This is a genomic window from gamma proteobacterium symbiont of Scutellera amethystina (assembly GCF_059730845.1).
The window spans coordinates 711,171-729,211 of sequence record NZ_AP035935.1; the positions used below are offsets into that span (position 1 = coordinate 711,171).

The 18,041-nt window shown below is 58.2% G+C and carries 17 protein-coding genes and 3 tRNA genes; 9 read left to right on the plus strand and 11 right to left on the minus strand.

The annotated features are described in order from the left end of the window. Nucleotides 1-21 precede the first annotated feature (21 nt). Together opgB and AC6I79_RS03325 are read right to left on the minus strand one after the other, a co-directional pair. Nucleotides 22-2,322, minus strand: a complete 2,301-nt coding sequence (gene opgB, locus AC6I79_RS03320) for a phosphatidylglycerol--membrane-oligosaccharide glycerophosphotransferase (protein ID WP_159377987.1) — start codon at nt 2,320-2,322, stop codon at nt 22-24. 210 nt (nt 2,323-2,532) lie between these two features. Further along, nucleotides 2,533-2,922, minus strand: a complete 390-nt coding sequence (locus AC6I79_RS03325; protein WP_058757180.1) for a tautomerase family protein — start codon at nt 2,920-2,922, stop codon at nt 2,533-2,535. A gap of 120 nt (nt 2,923-3,042) precedes the next feature. On the opposite strand from AC6I79_RS03325, the gene AC6I79_RS03330 reads away from it, so the two are divergent. Continuing rightward, nucleotides 3,043-3,966 (plus strand): LysR family transcriptional regulator, encoded by a 924-nt coding sequence (locus AC6I79_RS03330; RefSeq protein WP_498027569.1) that lies wholly within the window; start codon nt 3,043-3,045, stop codon nt 3,964-3,966. Here AC6I79_RS03330 and AC6I79_RS03335 read toward each other — a convergent pair. Beyond that, nucleotides 3,940-4,959 carry a glycosyltransferase family 32 protein gene (locus AC6I79_RS03335; protein ID WP_275028067.1) on the minus strand — a complete coding sequence of 340 codons (1,020 nt, stop codon included), beginning with the start codon at nt 4,957-4,959 and terminating at the stop codon, nt 3,940-3,942. The two genes, AC6I79_RS03330 and AC6I79_RS03335, sit on opposite strands and share 27 nt — an antisense overlap. Nucleotides 4,960-5,374: 415 nt before the next feature. On the opposite strand from AC6I79_RS03335, the gene AC6I79_RS03340 reads away from it, so the two are divergent. After that, nucleotides 5,375-6,328, plus strand: coding sequence for a YncE family protein (locus AC6I79_RS03340; RefSeq protein WP_498027570.1), 954 nt, complete (start codon nt 5,375-5,377; stop codon nt 6,326-6,328). 15 nt (nt 6,329-6,343) lie between these two features. Here the strand turns inward: AC6I79_RS03340 and AC6I79_RS03345 are convergent, their stop codons facing one another. After that, nucleotides 6,344-6,898, minus strand: coding sequence for a histidine phosphatase family protein (locus tag AC6I79_RS03345; RefSeq protein WP_021506764.1), 555 nt, complete (start codon nt 6,896-6,898; stop codon nt 6,344-6,346). A 585-nt stretch (nt 6,899-7,483) separates the two neighbouring features. On the opposite strand from AC6I79_RS03345, the gene AC6I79_RS03350 reads away from it, so the two are divergent. The 4 genes from AC6I79_RS03350 to AC6I79_RS03365 all read left to right on the plus strand — a co-directional run bounded on the left by AC6I79_RS03350 (nt 7,484) and on the right by AC6I79_RS03365 (nt 12,416). Then, nucleotides 7,484-8,872 carry an MFS transporter gene (locus AC6I79_RS03350; protein WP_021506766.1) on the plus strand — a complete coding sequence of 463 codons (1,389 nt, stop codon included), beginning with the start codon at nt 7,484-7,486 and terminating at the stop codon, nt 8,870-8,872. Between the two features lie 75 nt (nt 8,873-8,947). After that, entirely contained in the window at nt 8,948-9,970 is a 1,023-nt protein-coding gene (locus AC6I79_RS03355; RefSeq protein WP_058771438.1) for a LacI family DNA-binding transcriptional regulator, read from the plus strand. A gap of 12 nt (nt 9,971-9,982) precedes the next feature. Continuing rightward, nucleotides 9,983-10,966: a nucleoside hydrolase gene (locus AC6I79_RS03360; protein ID WP_021506768.1), complete on the plus strand. Its 984-nt coding sequence runs from the start codon at nt 9,983-9,985 to the stop codon at nt 10,964-10,966. Nucleotides 10,967-11,195: 229 nt separating this feature from the next. After that, entirely contained in the window at nt 11,196-12,416 is a 1,221-nt protein-coding gene (locus AC6I79_RS03365) for an MFS transporter (RefSeq protein WP_021506769.1), read from the plus strand. On the opposite strand, the gene AC6I79_RS03370 is transcribed toward AC6I79_RS03365, so the two are convergent. The 3 genes from AC6I79_RS03370 to AC6I79_RS03380 all read right to left on the minus strand — a co-directional run bounded on the left by AC6I79_RS03370 (nt 12,413) and on the right by AC6I79_RS03380 (nt 15,009). Continuing rightward, nucleotides 12,413-12,877 carry a YbaK/EbsC family protein gene (locus tag AC6I79_RS03370; protein WP_021506770.1) on the minus strand — a complete coding sequence of 155 codons (465 nt, stop codon included), beginning with the start codon at nt 12,875-12,877 and terminating at the stop codon, nt 12,413-12,415. The genes AC6I79_RS03365 and AC6I79_RS03370 overlap by 4 nt on opposite strands. Nucleotides 12,878-12,972: 95 nt before the next feature. Then, a complete protein-coding gene (gene fhuF, locus AC6I79_RS03375; protein ID WP_159377917.1) occupies nt 12,973-13,767 on the minus strand; it encodes a siderophore-iron reductase FhuF in 795 nt (264 codons plus the stop codon). A gap of 147 nt (nt 13,768-13,914) precedes the next feature. After that, nucleotides 13,915-15,009 (minus strand): GGDEF domain-containing protein, encoded by a 1,095-nt coding sequence (locus tag AC6I79_RS03380; protein ID WP_021506772.1) that lies wholly within the window; start codon nt 15,007-15,009, stop codon nt 13,915-13,917. 229 nt (nt 15,010-15,238) lie between these two features. Between AC6I79_RS03380 and AC6I79_RS03385 the strand changes: the two genes are divergently transcribed. Then, entirely contained in the window at nt 15,239-15,523 is a 285-nt protein-coding gene (locus AC6I79_RS03385) for a DUF1435 domain-containing protein (protein WP_058757170.1), read from the plus strand. Nucleotides 15,524-15,611: 88 nt separating this feature from the next. Here AC6I79_RS03385 and AC6I79_RS03390 read toward each other — a convergent pair. The 4 genes from AC6I79_RS03390 to rsmC all read right to left on the minus strand — a co-directional run bounded on the left by AC6I79_RS03390 (nt 15,612) and on the right by rsmC (nt 17,107). Continuing rightward, nucleotides 15,612-15,698 (minus strand) — tRNA-Leu (locus AC6I79_RS03390). A gap of 28 nt (nt 15,699-15,726) precedes the next feature. Further along, nucleotides 15,727-15,813, minus strand: a tRNA-Leu gene (locus tag AC6I79_RS03395). A 31-nt stretch (nt 15,814-15,844) separates the two neighbouring features. Then, nucleotides 15,845-15,931 (minus strand) — tRNA-Leu (locus AC6I79_RS03400). A 144-nt stretch (nt 15,932-16,075) separates the two neighbouring features. Then, nucleotides 16,076-17,107: a 16S rRNA (guanine(1207)-N(2))-methyltransferase RsmC gene (gene rsmC / locus AC6I79_RS03405; protein ID WP_104188325.1), complete on the minus strand. Its 1,032-nt coding sequence runs from the start codon at nt 17,105-17,107 to the stop codon at nt 16,076-16,078. A 106-nt stretch (nt 17,108-17,213) separates the two neighbouring features. Between rsmC and AC6I79_RS03410 the strand changes: the two genes are divergently transcribed. Both AC6I79_RS03410 and rimI read left to right on the plus strand, forming a co-directional pair. Then, entirely contained in the window at nt 17,214-17,624 is a 411-nt protein-coding gene (locus AC6I79_RS03410; protein WP_031279565.1) for a DNA polymerase III subunit psi, read from the plus strand. Then, nucleotides 17,596-18,036, plus strand: a complete 441-nt coding sequence (gene rimI, locus AC6I79_RS03415) for a ribosomal protein S18-alanine N-acetyltransferase (protein ID WP_021506776.1) — start codon at nt 17,596-17,598, stop codon at nt 18,034-18,036. The genes AC6I79_RS03410 and rimI overlap by 29 nt, the downstream gene beginning before the upstream one ends. Nucleotides 18,037-18,041: the final 5 nt, after the last annotated feature.

The following is an 18,041-nucleotide window of genomic DNA, read 5'->3' on the forward strand; positions in this document are numbered from 1 at the left end:
CTGGTCTGGCACGCATTTTTATCACTTTTCGGGCTGCGGAATTATTTTTATCTCCGCCATGCCGATACCGAGTTTGCGTGGATCCTGGCCGGTAATGTTGCCGAGATTAGACAGCTGTGGTTCTGGCGGCGTGATGATCAGGTTGCGGCTGGCGCCGGGGTTGGTGAAATGCAGCGTCTGCGTGGAGAACGCGTCACCCAGATTGAGCTGCTGCACTTGCTCGCCGACGCGCACCGGAATCGGTCGATGGGCGTTAGCCCCATAGGCGCGTGCGGTGATCACTACGTCAAAACGCGCCGGCAGCGGATCGACATATTCAATGTTCACCTCCGGCGCGAGGTTGGCGTTCGACCAGCGCCCCCAGCTTTCCGGCCGCGAAATACCGCTAAAGCGCTTCACGCTGGCCGGCGCGCCCGGCACGGTCAGCAGGAAGCTGTCCGCCTGGTAGCGAATGGCATTGTCCTCAATGCGCATTTGCTGCTCGTTGAGCTGATAGGTCGCCGCGCTGACTTTCACCTGCGGGAACTGCGCTTTGCCCTGCCACACCGGCTGGTCTATGCGCGTTACCGTGGGTTGTCCGCCGGTCTGGCCCATCGCCAGACAGAGATCGGTCGACAGCGCCAGCGCCGGCTGCCACAGCCGGCCCATTTTGAAGCAGCGATCGACCCAGACAAACTTATCGCTGGCGGCAAAATCGGCCAGCTGGAAGCGCAGCGGCGCGGCGTATTCGCCTTCCGGCAGCGGCTCTACCTGATGATCGGATACGCGGAACAGGATCGGCAGCCTGAACGTCGCGCCCGAGAAGCTAAAGGTGTTTTTGGGCTGGTCGATGGTGAACGTTTTCATCTGGCTGGGGAAATTCCACAGCTGAATGATATCGGCTTTCCACGCCGTGACCTTCTTCGCCATGTCATCGAACTGGCTGGAGAGCGAGGCCGAAGACAGCCCGCTGCGGCCAAGGCCAATCGCGTTATCACCGCCGAGAATATCCAGCACCGTGGCGCCGTTATCCAGCGTGCTGCGCTTGCCGTCCAGCACCTCGGCCTGCGGCTGATCGCCACGGATCACCATAAACAGATCGCGGCGCGGCTGCTTGATCAGATACTGATGCGCCGTGTTATTCATCGCCAGGTGATCGGAACTCACCACAATCACGGTGTTTTTAAACCACGGCGAGGCTTTGATGCGGGCAATCAGGCGCGCCACGTGCTCCTGGGAACAGGCCACCGCGCTAAACGACTGATTGGGTTTGCCGTCATAGCTGTAACTTTTGCGCTGACAGCTGCGCGAAATAAAGCCGTCCGGATGATGGGTGTCCACGGTGAGCGTAAACAGCGCAAAGCGTTTCTGCTGACGCGACAGCTCCTCATATTTTTCAAACACTTCATCCATCACCGTATCGTCGTAAAAGCCCCAGTTATTACGGTAGCTGGGGTCGGCGACGCGGCTCTTCAGCTCCTGCGAGCCGTACATGTTGGCGGCATCAAAACCGTGTGACAGCAAAAAGGTGTCTTTACCGGCAAAGCGCAGGTCTGCGCCCTGAATAAACCAGTTCTCATAGCCGGAGTGTTTGAGGATATCGCCGAGGCAGATATTTTGCGGATAGAAGCTGGAAAGCGAAGCCGAGGCGTTGCCGTCGAACGGCGCAAACAGCGGAATACCGCACTGCGACGCCACCAGGCCGGCGATGGTGTAATCGGTGCCGGGCAGTTGTTCGGTGTTGCTGAAGTCAATGCTGTGATCTTTTTCGCGGCTCAGCTCTGGTGCCAGTCCAGGAAAAGCCTGTTGATCGAAGTAGGTGCGCTCAAGGCTTTCGCCGTAGATATACACCAGGTTGAGCTTCGGCGCGTTAATCTGCTTGTTCGGCGTTTTGTAATAGGTTTCGAAATCCGAATCGGCCTGACGCGCGTGAGAAGCGATCAGCTCTTTTACCTGGCGAAACGCCGGCGTGGTTTGCACCGAGCCGGCAGCACAGGCGATCGCCAGCAGGCTCCAGCCGAGATGATGCGGACGTTTATGCCGGCGCAGCACCCAGGAGAGAAAACAAAACAGTAAAAACAGGCCGATGATCAAGCCAAGCGCCGGTACCACATATTTGCTCACGCCCGCGCCGGTCAGGCTGTTGGTCAGGGTATAGAGCACCGCATCGTTGATGCCATCGCCGGTAAAATAGTTGCTGGCATACAGCGTAGCGTTGAGCACGATGAACAGGGTGAGCAGCAGCAAGATCAGGATAAACCAGAATTTATTTCGCCCGGCTTTATACGAATAGACTGCGATCGCAGCCAAAAAGAGCACTATTGAAAGCAACTCCAACGGCAGATCCTCACATTAAGTAAAAAAAACGCGTTACCTGCGTCTGCGGCCCTCTGCGGGGGTTTTGCGTCAATCTATATTGGCTGTCACAGGGCTGCAACACATCCAACCAGATTTGTGCGATGCATTGCGAATCGTTTAAGGCGGGTTTAGGCGGAGTCTGATTTAGTCTGGCAGCAACCGGCGCGCTGCTGCCAGCCAGGGCGGGCGCGGGTGTTACAGCTTACCGGTGAGATACTGCGCTTCGCCGTCGGCAAAGCTCCAGTCACCTTTGCTGTTGGTGATAAAACTGATCATCAGATCGTTGCCCTGCACGCCACAATTCTCCCGCAACTCGCGCGCTAACTCTGCCATGAAGTGCGTTTTCTGTTCTTCACTTCTTGGGCTGGTGTACACGCGCACCATCACCAGATTGTCGCTGCGCGTAAAGCCCAGCCCGGTATCCTGAAAGACCATCTGATAACGCTTGTTTTCATGAACAATCTGGTAACGATCGCGCGCCGGAACCTTAAATGCCGTGAGTACCGCGCGATGCGCGGCGTCGAGTAAGGTACGAATCTCTGCTTCAGAACGGCCCTGAATAACATCAAAAGTCAGTAACGGCATCAATAAATCCTCGTTTTTGCCCACGCGGAAAGAGTAGGATGAAACGCTATGCTGCCGCTTGCTGCCGGAAAGAAAAAGCGCGCTGATTAAAATGATTATTTATTATTTTGAACAATCCTGATGAAAGAAATTAAAACCGATGCACTCTGGGTGCATTTGCACTGGCTGACGGTGCTGGCGGAACAGGGCAGTTTTACCCGCGCGGCTGAACGCCTGGATGTCAGTAAAGCGGCGATGAGCCAGAAAGTCAAAGAACTGGAGCAGATGGCGGGCGTGGCGCTGGTGCAGCGCACCACGCGCAGCGTGCGGCTGACGTCGGCCGGTGAAAAGCTGGTGGACGACCTGCGTGAGCCGTTTGCGCGCATCGCGCAGAGCTTCTTTAGCGTGCGTGACGAAGCCGGGCCGGTGCGCGGCCTGGTGCGCATCAGCGCGCCGGTGGCGTTTGCCCGGCAGCAGCTGGTGCCGATTATCGGCGACTTTCTGCGCGACTACCCGCAGGTGCGGTTGCAGCTTAACGTCAGCGATCGGCTGGTGTCGCTGGGCAGCGAAGGATTCGATCTCGCCATTCGCCACAGCCAGCAGCTGCCGGAAACGCACGTCGCGCTGCCGCTGTGTGAAACGCGCACGCTGCTGGTGGCCGCGCCGGATTATCTGACCCGTCACGGTACGCCAGATACGCCGCAGGCGCTGCAGCAGCATAACTGCCTCTATTATCCGCGCGGGCTGGAGTCGCCGCAGTGGCGCTTTCGTCTGCACAGCGATGACAACGAAACGGTGCAGGTGAAGATTCAGGGTAATTTCGCCACTAATAACAGCGAGTCGATTCGTGACGCTGCGCTGCAGGGGCTGGGCATTGCCATGCTGCCGGACTTCAGCGCCAGCGCGGCGCTGGCCAGCGGCACGCTGCAGCAGGTGCTGCCGGAGTGGCAGGCGGTCGATGCCTTTGCCGACCGCCTGTGGGTGGTGCGGCCTTACGCAGCGCAGGTACCGCGTGCCGTCACCACCTTTATCCACTGGCTACGCACGCGCTTTGTTGATGGGTGAGGCCAGCGGCGCGCTGAGCGGTGCTGTGGGCTGCATCATCGCCCCCAGCAGGCTGCGACGGTTATAGTTACCGAGACGCAGATTGAAGTCGAGATGCAGCTGCTCAATGCCGCTCAGCTTGATCACCGGCGGCGGCGTATGCGGGCGCTGATGGAATAGCACCGTGTGCGCAAAGGCGTCACTTTGCCAGTTGCTCAGCCGCTGATAGTAATAGGCGTTGGCCTCACATTTACGCAGATACAGGTTCACGCGGCGATGTTCGCGCATCGCCGCCTGCTGCGCCAGCGAACCCAGCTGCTGTGCGGGCTCGGCGATTTTCTGCGTCAGCAGGGCAAAATCATCGCGCTTTGCCAGCTCATTAAAATAGTTGTGCGCCCCCAGATGCTTGATCGGCGCGTACTGTTTTTGCCACTCGCGAATAAAAGGATTATTGGGCGCAGCGGCAAGAAACCAGTTTTCAATCACCGGTGCCAGATAGTTGACGGTGGCAATTTCACGGTAATAGCCAATCACATCCATGCGGCGTTCCTGATGCGCACGGTGCACCCAGCTCAGGTCTTCAAATAACAGCGTGCTGCAGTCAATCGCAATACCGCCGTAGCGTAATAATAATTCGAGGCGAATGACTTCACTTTTTTGCTGCTCACTTAATTGTGTCGAGGTAAAAATAAAATCCGGCAGGACTTCTTTAAGCGTTAAACGGTTTAATACATACACCTGATGGTCGGGATTATCCTGACGCAGCTGCTGGATATTTAACGCCATCGATTTCGGTAAATATTCATTTTCCCAGTACATCCAGATTTTTTTGGGTATTTCCGGCAGCGCTTTCTCACCCGAAAGCAACACGATATTGTCCTCTTCGCTGGGATCATATTCCGGCGCGCAGAGCGCAGTATGCTGTTTTTTCTGCAGTAATGTCTGGCCGGTAAAGGCGATTCTCTGCCAGTGTTGCCAGAGCGTAAGGGCTGGCTGGAGACGTTTTTTTGTCATGATGCACCTGATTATTGTGATTATGGGGAGCAAAGATTCCCTGATGCTGGCGGCTTGAGCGCGCTTATGTGTCCTGACGGCTGTGTGTAAAAAGACTACCCTTGCTTAATAATCGATCCGCAGCGGCAAGGCTACGAATTTTTTTCGCTTTCAGATTTACCGGAAACGCCGGGATCCGGGATGGCTAAAAAGAGGTATCAATAAAATGATGAGGGAGTGCGTTTTTTATTTTTGCTCGATTAAGACTATTCCTAATAAAATACCCCTCTGCAGGCGCAGGCTGCGGCGCGGAATAAAAATGAGCGATCGGCGGTCCGTTAACCGCGCTGTATTTTCCTCTGGCCTGGCCGCCGCTTGCCCAACGCGGAAGCAGGTTAGCTACGCTTAAAGCAGGCAACGAAAAAAAGGAGGCACTATGCAGCCACACAAGCGTGGGTTACTGGCGGTTGATAAGCAGGGCAACCGCGTGCTGTTTCTCAATCCCGACAGCTTCGCCGTTGAGCAGGAGCTGAATGCCTTACCGCCGCGACCGCATGAGCTGCTGATGCTGCCCGCGCTGGAGAAGGCGTATGTGCCGATCTACGGTGATGGCGTCCACGGCGACAATCCGCATCCGGGGCACAAGGTGGCGATTATCGATTTGCGCCGGCGGCAGATTAGCGGCTTTATCGATCTGTCACCGCTCAAGGCGCCGCACAGCGGCCAGCTGGGGCGCGATGGCAAAGTGTATCTTTGCTGTGAACACAGTGCCGCGGTGGCAGTGATCGATCCGCACAGCGACACGCTGGAGAAAACCATCCGGCTGCCGTCGCACAACGCGCACCGGCTGACGCTGTCGCCCAGCGGCCGCAAGCTGTTTACTGAAAACGAAGAGGACGCCAGCATCACGGTGGTGGATTTGTGCGAGGCGGAAGGGCGCATCATTGATAACATCCTGCTGCCAGGACCGATTGCCGGCATTGCCGCCTCGCCAAAGCACCCTTACCTGGTGGCCAGCGCGGCAGACGCGCCGCTGCTGTACGTGGTGGATCGTCAGAGCCATCGTATCCGCCAGCGCATCACGCTGCCCGGCCATCAGCAGCCGTGCCAGGTGGTGCGCTTCAGCGCCAACGGTGAGCGGCTGGTGGCGATTGGCGACGGGGAAGGAGTGGTGACGCTGTTTGACGACTTGCTTAATCCGTTGGGTGACGTTGCGGTCGGCAATCAGCCGATGGATGGCTGTTTTAGCGCCGATAACCGCAGCCTGCTGATCGCTAATCAGGGTGACGGTTCGCTTAGCCTGATCGATCTGACGCAGATGAAGGTTATCGCCACGCCGCAGGCTGGCACCGGCTGCGAAGTCCTGAGCTACTTTCAGCTATTGTCCTGAGTGCGACGGCCGCCATCAAATAAACGGCCGGTGATAAATCGCGCTGCTCCAGTGGCGGCTGCTGGCGTGTTTTTCTGCCTGCCAGCCGCGCTTGCGCAGTTGGCGCGCAATCAGTTTGTTCATAATACCGTGGCCCACCAGCAGCACCGTGCCCTGTTGCGACAGGGCAATCAGTTTGTCTGCCGCCCGCTGCGCGCGCTGCCGGGCATGCTGCACTGATTCCACGCGTCCGGCGTAACCGCATAGCCACAGCAGGCGCAGCAGCGCCAGCCACAGCGTCAGCGGCAGATGCAGGCGCGCAAACGGCAGCAGCGGCATCGCCACTTCACTGAACACCTCATCCACGTCCTGCGCCTGCAGACCGAGCCGCGCCAGCGACGAACGCGCACGCGGCAACGGACTGCAGGCAATTACGCTGGCCATGCGCGCAATCGCCATACTGCGCGGCGGCGGCGCATCACAAATCACCGCCTGGTCGTAGCCTTCACACCAGTCCGCCAGCGCCCGCGCCGTAAAGCGCCCGCTTACCGGATGGTCTGGCTTGCCGTGTCGCATGAGGATAATGGTCATAATGCTCCTGAGTGAAGGTCATCCAGTCTACTGCAGGCGCGCAGGATTTCGCGCGGCCCGGGCGGTTTTAAGAATAATGCCCGGGTGTCATCAAAACTTAACTGAAATGTGCGAAAACGGCGCGGTGAAAGTTTGGTCGCCGTTTTTGCCAATGATAAGCAATAGTCGTTAATCACGCAGCGTGCGTGGATTTTTTTATGACGCTGGCTGTAATGTAATGTCATGAATTAACGCCAATTTTATCTTTTTCTCCTGCGCCATTGTGAAGATAAGTTAATTATTTTCCTGTTGATCACTTGATTTATCTACGCGCGTAGATAGACTGTCTTCACAGTGACAACTCACGGTGCCAGAGACGAAGTTGGCCTTGAGATGACCCAGTTACATTTGCCGTGCTAATGCGATCGATGAAAAAAACATCGGCGAAATCAGGCAAATAGATGAATTCCAACACCAGGGAATTCTTTACTGACCTTTCATCCAGGTTTGCCTACTGAACGTCGCCACCGGGGAGTTCCGCTTGTTGCCAGGGAACCGACCCACGGATGGGCGTTTACTGTTTTCACCTCTTTCAGGGAAATGGTTATGACGGTACATCACTCCGTTACGCAACAAGGTTCACCCGCTTCCGCCGCCGATGCGCGGCTGGAAACCACCTCCGGGCGCAAAGATTTCTGGCGCGCCACCTTCTCCTGCTGGCTGGGCACCGCGATGGAATACGCGGATTTCGCCCTATATGGCCTCGCTGCCGGCATCATTTTTGGCGATGTATTCTTCCCCGAAGCCACCCCGGCGATGGCGCTGCTCTCCAGCTTTGCCACCTGGTCGGTCGGCTTTATTGCGCGCCCAATCGGGGCGCTGCTGTTTGGCTGGATTGGCGATCGCAAGGGCCGCAAGGTAGTGATGATCAGCACCATCATTCTGATGGGCGCTTCGACCACGCTGATCGGCCTGATTCCTTCCTATGCAACGATTGGTCTGTGGGCGCCGGCCTGCCTGGTGCTGCTGCGTTTCACGCAGGGGCTGGGCGCAGGCGCAGAGCTCTCGGGCGGCACGGTGATGCTGGGTGAATACGCGCCGGTTGAGCGCCGTGGCCTGGTGTCGTCGGTGATTGCGCTTGGTTCCAACAGCGGCACGCTGATTGCGTCGCTGGTGTGGCTGGCGGTGATCCAGATGGATAAAGCCACGCTGCTCGACTGGGGCTGGCGTATTCCGTTCCTCAGCAGCGTGTTGATTGCTGCGGTCGCGCTGTGGATTCGCCGTCATCTGCGTGAAACGCCGGTGTTTGAGCGTCAGCAGGCGGAACTGCAGGCGCAGCGCCATGAAACGCTGGCGCAAAGCGCGACGCAACCCGATAGCCGCAGCTTCTGGCAGCGCAGCCGCGCCTTCTGGACCATGGTGGGCCTGCGCATCGGTGAGAACGGCCCGTCCTATCTGGCACAGGGCTTTATCGTCGGCTACGTCGCCAAAGTGCTGATGCTGGACAAATCGGTGCCGACCACCGCGGTGTTCATCGCCTCGCTGCTCGGTTTCCTGATCATCCCGTTTGCCGGCTGGCTGTCAGATCGCTTTGGCCGACGCATCACCTATCGCGGCTTCTGCCTGTTACTGATGGTCTACGCCTGGCCCGCCTTTAGCCTGATGGACAGCCGCGAGCCGGCCATCGTGATTCCGGTGATTGTGGTGGGCATGGCGCTGGCGTCGCTGGGCATCTTTGGCGTGCAGGCGGCGTGGGGCGTGGAGATGTTTGGCGTCAAACACCGTTACACCAAAATGGCGGTTGCCAAAGAGCTGGGGTCTATCCTTTCAGGAGGCACCGCACCGCTGGTGGCGGCGGCGCTGCTGTCGTTTACCGGCCACTGGTGGCCGATTGCCGTGTACTTCTCGGCCATGGCGACCATCGGTTTCCTCACCACCTTTGTGGCACCGGAAACGCGCGGACGCGATCTGAATCTGCCGGAGGATGCTATCTGACGCGCAGGATCGTGCAACATTCTTTGATTACGCTGGCCGGTACTCCCGGCCAGCGGCATTAACGCAGAGGCAATATTGGCGAAATCCCCAACCGGAAATGTGACACGCAGTGACGTCGCCAAAGCCGCCGGAACCTCGGTGGCGGTGGTCAGCTATGTGATCAACAACGGACCGCGTCCGGTGGCCGAAGCCACGCGTCAGCGCGTGCTGGCCGCCATCCAGCAAACCGGCTATCGCCCGAATGCGGTGGCGCGCGCGCTGGCCTCAGGCAGTACCAAAACCTTTGGCCTGATCGTGCCGAATATCGCAAACCCGTTTGTCGCCTCAATGGCGCACGTGCTGCTGCAGGAGTCGCTGAACCACGGCCACGTAATGCTGCTGGGCGATGCCGGCGACGATCGCCAGCGCGAGCTGGAGCTGATTCAGGGTTTGCTGAATCGCCAGGTGGATGGCCTGTTTTACACCAGCGTCGATCGCCATCCCTATATTGATGTCATCCAGGCGAGCGGAACGCCGCTGGTGATGCTGGACCGCATCGAACCGCGCCCCGGCGTCAGCATGCTGTGCGTGAACGAACGTGAAGCGGCGCGTCAGGTCACGGCGCATCTGCTCAGCCACGGCTATCAGCAGGTCGGCATGATCAGCGGTCCGCGTGAGATGCTTAACGCGCAGGATCGTATTCAGGGCTGGCGCGACGCCATGGCGCAGCACGGGCTGACGGTAGATGAAGCGCTGATTTTTCCGGCCGGCTATTCACGCCAGGGCGGCTACGACGCCGGGCAGCGCATGATTGCCAGCGGCCGGGTGCCGCGCGCGCTGTTTACCAGTAACGAAGGGCAGGCGATTGGCTGTATCCGCGCGCTGTCCGAACACGGTCTGCGCGTGCCGCACGATGTCGCGCTGGTGTGTTTCAACGGTACCGAGCAATCGGCCTTTCATGTGCCCACGCTCACCACCGTGCGCCAGCCGCTGCGCGAAATGGCACGCAGCGCCATCGCCATGCTGAAAAACGGTCATGGCGAGGCGCAGCTGGCCGAATTTCCTCACCATCTGGAGATCGGTGAGTCCTGTGGCTGCCAGCTATCTCAACAAAAATAAATATATAACATTATGAAAAGACTAATTATTGATTGTGATCCGGGGAATGGTATTGCTGGCGCTAACACCGATGACGGGCTGGCGCTGGCCTTAGCGCTGGCGTCACGCGCGCTGGCCGTTGAGCTGATCACCACCGTGAGTGGCAACACGCCGAGCGCGGTGGGAGCGCGGGTGGCTAAAGATCTGCTGCAGCGGCTCGGACTGAACATTCCGGTGGTGCAGGGCGCGCTGCAGGCGCTGCGCGAAGATCCGGCGCCGTGGCGCGCGCGGCTGGATAACGTCGCCGACCCGGCGCTGGGCGAACTGTGGCGCGGCGTGCGCCAGCCGCAGACGGTGGCAGCGGACGGCAACGATGCGGCGGGCGTGATGGGCCAGCTGATTTGCGACAATCCCGGCGAGTTTACGCTGGTGGCAATAGGCCCGCTGACCAACGTGGCGCAGGCGCTGCAGCGCTATCCGCAGATGGCGGATTCCGTAGCGGAGATCGTCATCATGGGCGGCGTATTCGCGCTGGACGACTACATCAAAGACACCAATTTTGGCCTCGATCCGGAAGCGGCGCATCAGGTGCTGCACAGCGGCGCCACCATCACGCTGGTGCCGATGGATGCCACCACGCAGACGCTGCTGACCCATCAGGATCTCACGCGTCTGACCGCCTGCGATCATCCACTGCCGCAGTTTGTGCGCGAAACGCTGCGACCGTGGATTGATTACTCCATCCGCACCCGCCATCTGCCGGGTTGCTGGATCCACGATGCGCTGGTCATTGCCTGGCTGCTCAACCAGCGCGTGGCGGACGGCGTGGATTATCACGTCGATATCGAGCTGCGTCCCGGTGCCACGCGCGGCAAGACCTGGCGCTATCGCACGCCGCTGCGGCTGGACGTCGGCGTGCCGGCGGACGCGGGCGCGCTGGTGCATGTGATGCAGAACGTAAACAATCCGCTGCTGCTGGAAGTGATTGAGCAGACGTTCAACGGATTGAAACGCTGAGATTTTGCTGCGGCGCGCGGTCTCCCGGCCGGAGTACCGTGCGCCGCTTTCCTGCCGACACGCTTCCTTACATCGCGAATCACTCGCTGACAATTCCCCGCCGCGCGGCGCCTTTCTGACATGCTATATACAAATGGTTAACACAATAATAACCAGTGCAACCATTCGCTGGATAACGTTCCAATAAAAATCTGGCCGCGAGCCGGAAGCAATCAGACAGGATACCCTTATGTTTAACTGGACTGCGACCCAGCGCAACGTGGCTTTCGCCAGTTTCGCCAGCTGGACGCTGGATGCGTTCGACTTCTTTATTCTGGTGTTTGTGCTCAGCGATCTTGCGCGCTACTTCAACACCAGCGTCTCCGATGTTTCCATTGCCATTATGCTGACGCTGGCCGTACGACCGGTGGGCGCATTGATCTTTGGCCGGCTGGCGGAAAAATATGGCCGCCGGCCGATCCTGATGCTCAACATCGTGCTGTTTTCGCTGTTTGAGTTGCTGTCGGCATGGTCGCCCAACTTTGCTGCCTTCCTGACCTTCCGCGTGATTTACGGCGTGGCGATGGGTGGCATCTGGGGCGTGGCCTCTTCGCTGGCGATGGAAACCATTCCCGACCGTTCGCGCGGCCTGATGTCCGGCATCTTCCAGGCCGGTTATCCGTGCGGCTATCTGCTGGCGTCGATAGTGTTTGGCCTGTTCTTCGAACAGGTGGGCTGGCGCGGCATGTTCCTGATTGGCGCGCTGCCGATTCTGCTGCTGCCGTTTATCTATTTTAAAGTGCCGGAATCGCCGGTATGGCTGGCGGCACGCGAGCGTAAAGAGAATCACGCGCTGCTGCCCATCATCCGCCAGCACTGGAAAATCTGTATTTACATGGTGCTGCTGATGGCCTGTTTTAACTTCTTCAGCCACGGCACGCAGGATCTCTATCCGACGTTCCTGAAAGTGCAGCACCAGTTTGACGCCCACACGGTGAGCATTATCGCCATCGGCTATAACATCGCGGCGATGCTCGGCGGCATTACGTTCGGCTCGCTGTCCGAGCGTATCGGGCGTAAAAAAGCCATCATGCTGGCGTCGTTTCTGGCGCTGCCGGTGCTGCCGCTGTGGGCGTTCTCCAGCGGTTCCTGGGCGATTGGGATCGGCGCGTTCCTGATGCAGTTTATGGTGCAGGGCGCATGGGGCGTGGTACCGACCTACCTGACCGAGCTGGTGCCGGCCAATGCGCGTGCGGTACTGCCGGGCTTCGTTTATCAGCTGGGGAATTTAATTGCTTCGGTCAACGCCACGCTGCAGTCACGCATTGCCGAAGCCCACGGCGGTAACTACGGACTGGGCATGGCGATTGTCGCCGGCACGGTGGCGGTGCTGATTTGCGTGTTCGTGGCATTTGGCCGCGAGACGCGCGGCATCGAAATATCCGGGGCGGTGGCGAAAGAGACGCGTTAACGCGCCTCGCAGACGTCAATCCATTTCGCCGCCGTGAGCTCAGCCATGCGCTGCGGCGAAATGCGCACCGCGCTGTGAATCGAACCGGCCGCAGGTAACACTTCATCGAAACTGCGCAGCGACACATCGCAATAGACGGTCAGCGGATTTTCCAGCCCGAACGGGCACACGCCGCCGACCGGATGGCCGGTCCAGTTCACCACCTCATCCACGCTCAGCATGCGCGCTTTTGCCCCGAGCGCCGCCTTCAGCTTGCGGTTATCCAGCCGGGCGTCGCCGCGCGTGACAATCAGCACCACGCTCTCTTTCACTTTCAGCGACAGGGTTTTGGCGATTTGCCCCGGCGCCACGCCATGTACGCGTGCGGCCAGTTCTACGGTGGCAGTGCTTTCCGGCATCTCGATGATGTCGATATCCGGTGCGTGTTCGGCAAAGAAGTGCCGTACCGACTCCAGGCTCATTTTTTTCTCCGGTAAAAACAGAGCGTAAAAGCTGCCATAAGGCGGGAAAGCTGTAAACGGGAGAAACGGAGAATCTGTAACAGAATACGCCGCGCTTACACGGCATTTAACGTGCAGTTACCGCAGCGTTCGACTTCCGGAATGCGATAGCGCTGGCAGCAGCTGCGCCGCTCCATCGCGCCGTTGCGCGGGATCATGGTGCGATACAGCGGATTATCACTGCCGTCGGACAGGGATTTGCTGAAAAACAGCGCCTGTTCCAGTTGATGCCGGGTGGCCGCAGGCAGCTGCTGCTGCAGTTCGCCAAGGAACCAGTAAAACGAGAAGCCTAAGTTGTTCCAGATCAGCCGCGCGTTGATATCACCGTGCTGCGCCATGCCGTTAACGGCGGGGATCAGGCCGTGCTGAATCAGGCGTTCGATACGCTGCTGCGGATTGAGATAGCGCGCATCCTCATCCTCCTGCACATCAATCCAGAAGGCGCAGGGATGGCCGTTTTCGTGGAACTCAACGTGGATGCGCTGCGGCGAGCAGTCGAGCGCGCGCGGCTCCTGCAGCAGCGCCAGCATTAATGGTGGCAGCAGCAGGCCAAAATACCACTGGGCCCACAGCGACTGCAGCGGTTTGGCTTCCTGCGGAACATCGGGATGGTGGCGATAGAGATAGTCGCTGTAGCGCTGCGTCAGGCGGCGATAGTGAAACGGTGTGGACCATTCGGCCAGCGTCAGGGTGCCTGCGGGGGCCGGCTTGCCCAGCTTCACGTTTTCCCGCATGTAGCTGCGCTGGTCGCACATCAGATCTTCCAGCGCGCTGGCTAAGCTGCGATCGCTCTGCATAAAGATCAGCGGATGCGCGCTAAAGCGATGATCCTGACGCGTGATGATGGCCATGCGGCTCCTGAGTGAAAACGGGAAGCGAAAAACAAATGATAATCGTTCCCGATTCACTGAGCAAGATGCCAGCAGCGCTCACTGTCTGGCTGCCGCGCATTTTGCGTGAAATCCCCCGGAGAGGGCGCGGCGTTGTCGCCGCACCGCTTACACCAGATCGCTGCTTACCGGCGCCAGCTTCGGTAAATCCTCCCACGCCAGAATGGTGTTACGCCCCTGATTCTTCGCCACGTACAGCGCGCGGTCGGCGTTGGCCACCGCCTGGTCGAAGTCTTCTGCGAAAATCGGCGCGATACCGGCGCTGATGGTCACGTGGGTCGAGACTTTATCATTGAAGCGGTGGGGAATTTCCAGATCAACCACGTACTGACGGATGCGTTCGGCCAGCTTCATGGCAATCGAGGCATTAACGTTGGTCATCAGCACCAGAAACTCTTCGCCGCCGTAGCGCGTCACCACATCGCGCGAGCGCACCGCATCGCGAATGGCAACCGACACCCGCGCCAGCGCCTGATCGCCCATGGCATGACCGTAGTTATCGTTGTAGGCCTTGAAGTGATCGATATCCAGCAGCAGCACAAAGTGGCTGCCGGCATGATTTTCCATGATGGTATCCAGCCGGTTCTTCAGCCCGCGCCGGTTATACAGGCCGGTGAGCGGATCGAGCATGCTCAGGTCGCTGAAACTTTGCTTCTCCTCATACAGCTGGCGCACCAGCCGCAGGGTGAAGGTGTCGAAGCGGCGGCGCATCAAATGGTGCAGCGAGAAGCCGATCAGCGGCAGCGTAATGGTGAACAGAATGGTCATTAAATGCTGACCATCATCCAGTAACAGTACGGTTAATACCGGTGGCGTAATATGTAAACAGAACGCAAGCAAATAATCACTCAGGGCAATCGCGCTGATAAAAAATACGCTCAGCAGACTGATTATTAAAAAGCTACCGTCAAAATAAAACACCAGATGGTAACGATGATTGATATGCCAGGCCCACAGCGCGCCTAATAGCAATGCGACAGGATTTAATAACGGGAATTTTAGATTTGGCGCGATTAAACATAGCGCCAGCAGCGTGGTGCTAAAGCCCGCCACCAGTGTTACCGGCAGCGAATTGATGGGATTATCCGTGCCGAAAAACGGCAGCAGACAAAAAAGCGAAACGGCGACATTCAAAAACAAAAATAGCATCAGCGACAGCCGATACTTGCTGTGTTTCAACTCATCATAAGATTGTAATTTCATTATTATTACTCGTGACAGCCCTGAAATATCAAAGCGCTACCCGCAGGAAATAATCCCACAACGCGGATAGTGAGCACGTTTTTGCTGTGTTATCAAAATAGTTATCGGCGGCAATCTATCATTTTCCAGTAATTCTGTCATCCGGCGCGGGCAGGGCAAAAAATTCGCTGCAAGATGAGAAGTATTGTCATATGATAATAGGAATATTTATCATTTGTAGGGTTGCGCGATGATCATGGCGATGATGGCCGCCTGCGGCTTGTGGGGCGTAAGCTGGGTGATGGGAAAACGTCTGGATAGCGGCTGGGGCGTATTGCTGCCCTGCGCGGCCATGCCGGTGTTTGCACTGTGGGAGCCGAGTTTCAGTCAGTGGCGCTTAGTGATGATCGTCGCGCTGCTGCTTACCGTGGTGATGCTGTTCCACCATCGTCTGCGTCATTATCTGCTGCTGCCTTCCTGCCTGGCGCTGGCTGGCGGTCTGGCGGCTATCTCGGTGAATTTTCACGTCATTTAACGGCGAGCAGAAACGACAATATCACGCAAAGGCGTGATAGCAGCGGTAACAATCAATGGGGATGTACTGCAGAAGAAGTGTGACAACGTGGTGCGAAGAGAGGGACTTGAACCCTCACGTCCGTAAGAACACTAACACCTGAAGCTAGCGCGTCTACCAATTCCGCCACCTTCGCATCGTAGTTGTCTGTTTATATCACCGCATGGTGCGAAGAGAGGGACTTGAACCCTCACGTCCGTAAGAACACTAACACCTGAAGCTAGCGCGTCTACCAATTCCGCCACCTTCGCGCAGTGCACGCGATATAAACTCTGTGATTATTGGTGCGAAGAGAGGGACTTGAACCCTCACGTCCGTAAGGACACTAACACCTGAAGCTAGCGCGTCTACCAATTCCGCCACCTTCGCCTACCTGCAATACATTACAGTATTGCTAACCACGGAGGCGCATTTTAGAGATTTTACTCATTGCGTCAACACATATTTTGCGACGGTGAAACGACTGCTGCAAAAAGCAACGTTTTCCCCGTCGCATCGCGGATTTTACTACGCTTAGCGCGCTTTCGCGCCGCGGCCATATACGGCGCGATATACTTTGAAGCGGCCGGTCTGCGCCAGCACTTCATGGTTACCGAAGGTTTCATCCAGCACCTGCGGATAAGGCAGGAAGGCGTTGGCCACGATGCGCAGCTCGCCGCCGCTGTTTAGATGCTTCACCGCACCGCGAATCAGCGTGTGGGCGGCATCAAGGCTGGTTTGCAGACCATCATGGAACGGCGGGTTAGAGATGATCAGATCAAAACGGCCGCTGACGTCTGAGAACACGTTACTGGCAAACACTTCGCCTTCCAGGCCGTTAGCGGCCAGCGTGGCTTTACTCGCCTCGATGGCGGCGGCGTGCACATCGCACAGCCACAGCCGGACTTTCGGCGAATGCTGCGCTAGCGCGGCGGCTAATACGCCACTGCCACAGCCGATATCCAGCACTTTGCCTTTGGTATGCGGCGTAAGAGTGGAAAGCAGCAGATCGCTGCCGATATCCAGCCCGTCGCGGCTGAACACGCCTGGCAGGGTATGAATGGTGAGATCGTCCAGCTGATAGCGATTGCCGAACGCGCTGGCGTCAAAGCTGGCCTGCTGCGTCAGCTGGCCGTGATACAGCCCGCAGCGGCGCGCGCTGTCGATCTTCTCCAGCGTCGCCCAGTTCTCCAGCATGCCTTCGGCGCTGCGCACGCCGCTGCGGTTTTCACCGACGACAAAAATATCGCAGCCCAGCGGCAGCAGCGACAGCAGGTTTTGCAGCTGGAATTGCGCTTCCGGTTTGTTCTTCGGCCAGAAATAGACCAGCGTGTCGCAACCGGCTACGTCGGCCGCACCGGCCACCAGCCCGTACACTGCCCGTTCACCGAGGCGACGGCTGAGGTTCTGCCAGTGATGGTACTGCTGAGTGTGCACGCGGCTCGACGCGGTCTCCAGCTGGGCGGGCAGGTCATCCTGCAGGTCGCCGGCGAACAGTACGTGGCGGGCGGTAAATTCATCACTGTGGCGCAGAATCACTTCGCTGGCCGGGGTAAAAGCAGACATGGAACGCTCCTGTTAAATCAGAGCGGCGATTATAGTGCTTTGTTGGCGCATGTTCGATGGGTTTGCTAGCATAGCGTCGCATTCTGGCAGGATTACAGGTAACAGCATGAGCACAAGGCGCGACTGGCTTCTACAGCAAATGGGGATTACGCAGTATCAGCTGCGACGTCCGCGCGTGCTGCAAGGTGAAATTGCCGTCACGCTAACGCCGGACACGCGGCTGGTGCTGGTCGCTGAGCAGGCGCCGGATCTGCAGGAGCCGCTGGTGCGCGACGTACTACGGACGCTGAGCATTCAGCCGGGGCAGGTAATGACGCTGACGCCAGAACAGCTGCCGATGCTGCCGGAGCAGGTCGACTGTGCCGGCTGGCTGCTGGGCGTGACCAGCGATCATCCTTTTAACGGCATCACGTTCACCAGCGCCGTTTTCAATGAATTAATCAGCAGCGGCGCGGCCAAACGCGCGCTGTGGCAACAGATGTGTAACCATGACAGCCATCTCTTTCATCACCCCTGATTTACAGCCGCGGCTGCTGGAGATCGAGCGCCGCGCGCATGCGTTTCCGTGGAGCGAGCAGACCTTTGCCAGTAATCAGGGCGAACGTTACGTCAATCTTTGCTTGCACGCGGACGGCCAGCTGGCCGGCTTCGCCATCACCCAGGTGGTGCTGGATGAAGCGTCGCTGTTCAACATCGCGGTCGATCCCGCGTTCCAGCGCCGCGGCTATGCGCGTCAGCTGCTACAGCAGCTGATTACCGAACTGGAGCAGCGTGCGGTGATGACGCTGTGGCTGGAGGTGCGCGCCTCCAATCAGCCCGCCATTGCGCTGTATCAGCAGCTGGATTTTCATCAGGTCAGCGTGCGGCCAAACTACTATCCCACCGCCAGCGGGCGCGAGGATGCCATCATTATGGCGCTCACGCTCTGACGTCA